5 protein-coding genes are annotated in these 7,066 nt (G+C 67.2%); 1 reads left to right on the top strand and 4 read right to left on the bottom strand.

All coding sequences use genetic code 11. The annotated features are described in order from the left end of the window. Positions 1-51: 51 nt before the first annotated feature. The 4 genes from Q0Q02_RS18085 to Q0Q02_RS18070 all read right to left on the bottom strand — a co-directional run bounded on the left by Q0Q02_RS18085 (position 52) and on the right by Q0Q02_RS18070 (position 4,831). Complete coding sequence (locus Q0Q02_RS18085; protein ID WP_293811419.1) at positions 52-762, bottom strand: ABC transporter ATP-binding protein; 711 nt, start codon at positions 760-762, stop codon at positions 52-54. Further along, entirely contained in the window at positions 762-1,559 is a 798-nt protein-coding gene (locus Q0Q02_RS18080; RefSeq protein ID WP_293811417.1) for an ABC transporter ATP-binding protein, read from the bottom strand. The genes Q0Q02_RS18085 and Q0Q02_RS18080 overlap by 1 nt, the downstream gene beginning before the upstream one ends. After that, a complete protein-coding gene (locus tag Q0Q02_RS18075) occupies positions 1,556-3,451 on the bottom strand; it encodes an ABC transporter permease (RefSeq protein ID WP_293811415.1) in 1,896 nt (631 codons plus the stop codon). The genes Q0Q02_RS18080 and Q0Q02_RS18075 overlap by 4 nt, the downstream gene beginning before the upstream one ends. 168 nt (positions 3,452-3,619) lie before the next feature. Further along, the gene (locus tag Q0Q02_RS18070; RefSeq protein ID WP_293811421.1) at positions 3,620-4,831 is read right to left on the bottom strand and encodes an ABC transporter substrate-binding protein; all 1,212 of its coding nucleotides are present in this window, start codon (positions 4,829-4,831) and stop codon (positions 3,620-3,622) included. A 744-nt stretch (positions 4,832-5,575) separates the two neighbouring features. On the opposite strand from Q0Q02_RS18070, the gene Q0Q02_RS18065 reads away from it, so the two are divergent. Then, positions 5,576-7,063 carry a 6-hydroxynicotinate reductase gene (locus tag Q0Q02_RS18065; protein WP_293811414.1) on the top strand — a complete coding sequence of 496 codons (1,488 nt, stop codon included), beginning with the start codon at positions 5,576-5,578 and terminating at the stop codon, positions 7,061-7,063. Positions 7,064-7,066: the final 3 nt, after the last annotated feature.

Here is a 7,066-nt window from a genome sequence, read left to right as displayed (position 1 = left end):
GCCGTGAATCACACCCAGCCGGCAGCGCCAACCATTTTATGGGTCCGGACCCTAGACCGAGAGGTATTGCGTACGGATTGTCTCGTCCGCCTCGAGCTCGCCCATCGTGCCGGCAAAGCGGATAAGGCCCTTCTCGATGATCAAGGCGCGATCTGCGACCTGGCCGGCGAAGTGCAGATTCTGCTCCGAAAGCAGGATGCTGAGCCCCTCTTCCTTGAGCGCGAGGATGGTCTTGGCCATCTCCTCGACGATGACCGGCGCCAGCCCTTCCGAGGGCTCGTCCAACAGCACGAGCTTGGGGTTGCCCATCAGCGTGCGCGCGATGGTCAGCATCTGCTGTTCGCCGCCGGACATCGCCCCGCCCGGCCTGTCGCGCATGCGGCCGAGATTGGGGAAGAGCGCGAAGAGCCGCTCCGGCGTCCAGTGCGGCACGCCCTCGCGCGGCGGCCGCTGGCCGACCGAGAGGTTCTCCGTCACGGTCAGCTCCGAGAAGATGCGCCGCTCCTCCGGCACGTAGCCGATCCCGAGCCGGGCGATCTCGAAGGGCTCGCGCCCGTCGATGCGCTCGCCCTCGAAGCTGACGCTGCCTGCGGCCGGCGGCACCAGCCCCATCAGCGCCTTCATGGTCGTGGACTTGCCGGCACCGTTGCGCCCCATCAAGGCAAGCACCTCGCCGCGCGCCATGCCGAAGCCGACGCCCTGGAGGATATGAGCCCGGCCGTAATAGGCATCGAGCCCGGAAACCTCGAGGATCGCGCTCATCAATGGCCTCCCGAAGTCGCGCCGGAGCCGAGATAGACCGCCCGCACATTGGCGTCCCGGCGCACCTCCTCGGCGGTGCCGTCGGCGATCAGCCGGCCGCGGTCGAGCACGATCACCCGGTCGGAATGGGTGAAGACGACATCCATGTCGTGCTCGGTGAACAGCACGGCGATGCCCTGCTCGGCGGCGATCTGCGCCGTCAGGGCCATCAGCGCGACGCGCTCCCGCGGCGCCATGCCGGCGGTGGGCTCGTCCATCAGCAGGAGCCTCGGCCGGTTGGCGAGCGCGACCGCAAGCTCCACGCGCTTCAGGTCGCCATAGGCCAGCACGCCGCAGGCACGCTCGGCCTGCTCGGCCATGCCGACCAGGCCGAGTAGCGCGTCGGCCTCCGCCACATGGCGCGCCCGCGCCGGGGCGAAGGGGTTCCAGATCCCGCCTTCATGCGAGATCAGGGCCATCTGCACGTTCTCGCGCACCGTCATCGAGGTGAAGGTCGCGGTGATCTGGAAGGTGCGGCCGACGCCCATGCGCCAGACGACGCGGGGCTTGAGCCCCGTGATCGGCCGGCCCGCGAGCACGACCTCGCCCCGGTCCGGGCGAAGCTGGCCGTTGAGCATGTTGAAGCAGGTGGTCTTGCCCGCACCGTTGGGGCCGATCAAGGCCAGCATCCTGCCGGCCTCGACGGCGAAGGAGACGCCCTGCACGGCGTGGACGCCGCCGAAAGACTTGGCGAGGTCTCGCACGACGAGGACGGGTCCCTCGGCAGCCCCGACCGGGACGGTCGCGACGGCGCTCATCGCACGCCCTCCACGGCCAGCCGGGGCCCGGCCGCGCCGCTGCCCGCCGCCCCATGCCGCTCACGCAGGGCCAGGAACCCGCCAACCAGCCCACGCGGGAAGAGGACGACCAGCAGAACGATCGAAAGCCCCAGCACGAAGCGCCAGTACATGGTGAGCTTCATCAGCTGCTCGCTCAGCCCGGCATAGGCGAAGGCGCCGACGATCGGGCCGGACACCGTCTGCACGCCGCCGAGCAGCACCATCAGCAGCGCGTCGACCGAGCGCGGGATCGCCATGTAGGTCGGGAAGACCGAGCCCTTGAAGAAGGCGAAAAGCCCGCCCGCGATGCCGGCAGCGAAGGCCGCGACCGTGAAGGCGACCCATTGCACCCGCATCACGTCGATGCCGATCGCCTCGGCCCGCAGCGGGTTGTCGCGCGCGGCTCGCAGCGCGTAGCCCAGCGGCGCGAATACGGTGAAGCGCAGGGCGAGCACGCAGGCCGCGCAGACCGCCAGCGCAAGATAGTAGAAGACCGTCTTGGGCACGGCCCAGCTCGACGGCCAGACCCCGAGGATACCGTTGTCGCCACCGGTGAGATCGACCCACTGGAACGCCGTCGCCCAGGCGATCTGCGCGAAAGCGAGCGTCAGCATGGCGAGATAGACGCCCGACAGCCTGACGCAGAACCAGCCGAAGACCAGGCCGGCGATGCCCGCCAGGAAGGGCGCGAAGACGAGCGCCGGCTCCATCGGGGCACCCAGCCATTTCACGGCCAGCGCCGCGCCGTAGGCGCCCAACCCGAAATAGGCGGCATGGCCGAAGGACGCCATCCCGCCCGGCCCCATCATGAAATGCAGGGAAGCGGCGAAGAGCGCGAAGATGACCAGCTCGGTCAGCGTCAGCAGCAGATGGTCCGGCGTGACGAGCGGCGCGGCGACGAGGAGCAGCAGTACGGCCAGGCCTGCGAGCTTCGTTGCCCTGTCCGCCGGCGTCAGCAGGGGCTCGGCTGCCGCCGGCCCCCGCACATGGCCGACGGGGCGCTTGCCCATCAGCCCGTAGGGCTTGATGACGAGGACGACGGCCATGACCAGGAAGACGAGGACGAGCGTGATCTTCGGGAAGATCAGGATGCCGAAGGCGTGCAGGACGCCGATCAGCACCGCGGCGAGATAGGCGCCGGCGACGCTGCCGAGCCCGCCGACCACGACCACCACGAAGACCTCGGAGATCGTCGAGAGGTCCATATGCAGCGTCACCGCCTCACGCGGGAGCTGCAGCGCTCCGCCCAGCCCCGCCAGCCCCGCCCCGAAGGCGAAGACCGAGGTGAAGAGCAGGCGCTGGTTGACCCCGAGCGCGCCGACCATCTCGCGGTCCTGCGTCGCGGCCCGGACCACGGTGCCCCAGCGGGTCTTCTGGAACAGGAACCAGAGCAGCGCCAGAACGGCCGGGCCGATGACGATCAGCAGGAGTTCGTAGGTCGGGAAGCGGTTGCCGAACAGGATGACGAAGCTCTTGAAGCCCGGCGCGCGCGGCCCGAGCTTGTCCTCCGCTCCCCAGCTCGCGAGCGCGATGTCCTGGATCATCAGCACGATGCCGAAGGTGGCGAGGAGCTGGAAGAGCTCCGGCGCCTGATAGATGCGCCGCAGGACCGTGACCTCCATGACGAGGCCGACGAGGGCGACGAGCACGGCCGCCAGCACAACCCCGCCCCAGAAGCCGAGCGCGCTGGCAGGGCCGAACAGGTTGACGAGGGTGAAGGCGAGATAGGCGCCCAGCATGTAGAGGGAGCCATGGGCGAAGTTCACGATGCGGGTGACGCCGAAGATGATCGACAGCCCGGAAGCGACCAGGAACAGCGAGGAGGCCGAGGCCAGCCCGTTGAGGATCTGCGTCAGGATGAGATCGAACATGCTGAACTCGCCTCAGCGCAAAGAAAAGCCATCGCCCCGAGCGGAGGAAAGGCCGCCGCGGAGTTTATCGTAGAGGGAATGTGCGCGGGCATCATCCGGGAAGGCCGAAGATGCATCGCCGGATGCCGGAGGCCGCCCCGAGATCGGGAGCGGCCGAGGGCAGGCCGCTCAGCCGGCCGGCCGCAGCGTTTTGACGACGTCGTCCGACGGCAGGTAGTTGGCGCCGTCCGCGTAGCGCCAATCGACCATGGTGCCCTTGCCGTCCTTGAGCGCGGTCTTGCCGACATAGGCGCCCATGGTCGACTGGTGGTCGGAGGCCCGGAAGACGATCGGCCCGAAGAGCCCGGTGAAGCTCAGCCCCTTGAAGGCGGCGGTCAGCTTGTCGGTATCGGTCGAGCCTGCCTTGGCGACCGCCGCCACGATCGCCTGCACGGTCTCGTAGCCGACGATCGAACCGAGCTTCGGCTCCTCCTTGTACTGCGCCTTGTAGGCCTCGCGGAAGGCGACGTGCTTGGGCGTCTTGATCTCGGCGTAAGGATAGCCGGTGACGATCCAGCCGACCGGTGCCTCGGCGCCCAGCGGATCGAGATATTCCGGCTCGCCCGTGAGCATCGAGACCACGGCACGCCCCTCGAACAGGCCGCGCGTATTGCCCTGGCGGACGAAATTGGTGAGGTCGCCGCCGAAGGTCACGTTGAAGATCGCGTCGGGCTTGGAGGCTTCGAGCGCCTGGACCGTCGCGCCGGCATCGATGCGGCCGAGCGCCGGGAACTGCTCGGCGACGAACTCGACGTCGGGCTTCGCCTTCTTGAGCAGCTCCTTGAACCACTTTACCGCCGACTGGCCGTATTCGTAGTTCGGCGCCACGACGGCCCATTTCTTGGCCGGCAGCTTCGCCGCCTCCTCCACCAGCATCGCGGCCTGCATGTAGGTCGAGCAGCGCAGGCGGAAGGTGTAGGGATTGCCCTTGGCCCAGACGAGCGCATCGGTCAGCGGCTCGGAGGCAATGTAGAGCCGCTTGTTCTGCAGCGCGAAGTCACCGATCGCGAGGCCGACATTCGAGAGGAAGCCGCCGGACAGCAGGTCGACCTTCTCGGCATTGATGAGGTCGCCAGCATGGCGCACCGCGTCCTCGGGCTTGCCCGCATCGTCGCGGAAGAGGGTCTCGAACTTGCGGCCGAGCGCGCCGCCGGCGGCATTGGCCCGCTCCTGCGCCAGTTCCCAGCCCTGCCGATAGGGCTTCAGGAAGGCCGGCTGAGCCGTATAGCTGTTGATCTCGCCGATCTTGATCGGCCCACTGCCCTGCGCCCGGACAAGCGAGGGGGCGGTAACGGCGACCACGCCCGCGGAGGCGGTGGCCAGGAAACTCCGGCGGTCCATCTTCATCGCGACTCCCCCTTGTTCTTGATCCGGTTGTGCTGCGCCTGCGCCAACGGCCCTCGCTGTCGACTTCCCCTGCGTTTGAAGCGAGCTCCGCCAAATTCTGAATGTTTGTACACTTACAAGTCTGCTGGGGCAGAAAACCATTGTCAACTTACAATAATTCGGCACATCGCTTATCTAGCAGGAAGTGTCTACGGCCGAGCTGGGAGGCTTTCCCGTTCTGTAACCGGCTTGCTGCGCAGCGGGGAAGCCGGCAGGCGCAGGCCGCCAATCTGATCTCGCAGGGCATATGCCGCAGAGCGCAGAAAAGTGCCTCGGATTGCCCGGGCGATCCAGAGCGTGCTGATCTTGCGCGGAGCCGTGCCGTCATCCCGGCTGACCCGGGAACCATGCCGGAGCGCTTCCGGCAGAAGCCAGGCATGGGGCTCGGCTCTCAGTTTCGCTACGGCCAGGATGACCCGCGTTTTCGTCAAGACGCAGCAGACCCCAAGCGGTCGGACGGGTCGATTCGGTTGGCCCTTTCGCGGTCCGATGCGTCGACGATCTTGCCGGCATCGAGCGATATCGACTGCAATCGCCGTCTGTCGGAGCACAAAATTTCCTCGGCGGCCCTCCGTCGCCGCATTCCCTAGCAGGCTCTCGAGACAGCCGGCACCTGTATTGACGAGATCGGCCTCGGCCGCCTATATTGTTTGTATACAAATAATGAGATTTGCGTCGACGGTGCTGAAGGTGCGAGCGATGGCTTCAGAGGTGACAACAGCGGCCGCGGCGGACGACAAGATCCGCTGCGATGCCTGCCCGGTCATGTGCTACATCAAGCTGGGCGCGGTCGGAGCTTGCGATCGCTACGGCAATATCGACGGCACCCTTGCGCGCGTCGATCCGCATGTCGTGCTGAACCGAACCATCGACCAGGGCGGCGAGGTCGTTCCCTTCGCCGGCGAGCGCGAATGGAGCGGCGACATCCTCAATCCGCGCAATACCTTCATCACGGCGATCGGCGCTGGAACGACGTATCCGGACTACAAGCCGGCCCCGTTCATCGTCTCCGCGGAGGTTGACGGCGTGGATATGGTCACGGTCGTGACGGAGGGCATTTTCAGCTACTGCGGCGCGAAGATCAAAATCGATACGGATCGGTTCCTCGGGCCGGAAACCGCGACGGTGCGTGTCGAGGGTGAAGCTGTCGGCCATGTCACGACCGGCGAATACGGCTCGCAGATGCTCTCGCTCGGCGGCGTTCATCACCTGACCGGCGGCTCGAAGAAGGAGGGCCGCGTCACCTGCGACACGCTGCTCTCTCTCTGCAACGGCAAGGCGGTCGAACTCGCCATCGACGGCGGCGAGACGGTCGTCGTGCAGGCAGGGGAAGCGCCGATCGTGAACGGCGTGCGCGAAAGCCGCATGCGGGTCGGTTGCGGCTCCGCCACCATCGGCATTTTCGCCAAGCAATGGCATGGCAAGGTCGATGAGGTCGTGGTGGTGGACGACCACATCACGGGCGTTCTCTCCGAGCATCAGGCCGGCAAACTGCTCGGCATGGGGCCGACCGGCCTGAAGATGAACGGGCGCCGTTCCACCCCGGGACGCTACTTCCAGGTCGCCCAGCCCGGCACCGGCTGGGGTGGAACGAATATCCGCGACCCGCTGAGCATCCTCGGGCCGTTCGACCCCAAGGTCGCCCGGCCGGGCCTGCGCCTGCTGATGGTCTCCACCACCGGCGAGCACGCTGCCTATTATGAGCTCGACGAGGACCTGCAGCCTGTCGAGAAGGACATCCCGCTGCCTCTGCGCGAGCCTGTCGAGCGGATTGCCGAAAATTGCGAGCCCGCGCTCTCGACCGTGCTCTTCATCGGCGGCGCGGGAGGATCGCTGCGCGCCGGCGTCACCGAAAACCCCGTCCGCCTGACCCGCTCGGTTAAGGATTCGCTGACCTATGTCACCTGCGGCGGCGCCCCCGTCTATATCTGGCCCGGCGGCGGCATTACCTTCATGGTCGACGTCACGCGCCTGCCGGAGAATGCGTTCGGCTATGTGCCGACGCCGGCGCTCGTCGCGCCGCTGGAGTTCACGATGAAGCTCTCGGACTACGAGGAACTCGGCGGCCATATGGATCATATCCAGCCGGTCAGCCAGCTCACGCGCGACGGGCGCCTCCGGCTCCCGCAGCGGCAGGACAATCCCTGGCCCTTCGCGCCCCACAAGACCAGACGCTCGCACGGATAGGCG

The organism is uncultured Allobosea sp. (assembly GCF_945956895.1).
Lineage (GTDB): Bacteria > Pseudomonadota > Alphaproteobacteria > Rhizobiales > Beijerinckiaceae > Allobosea.
Note: the sequence above shows the minus strand (reverse complement) of the source record. Positions and strands in the feature narration are given on the sequence as shown.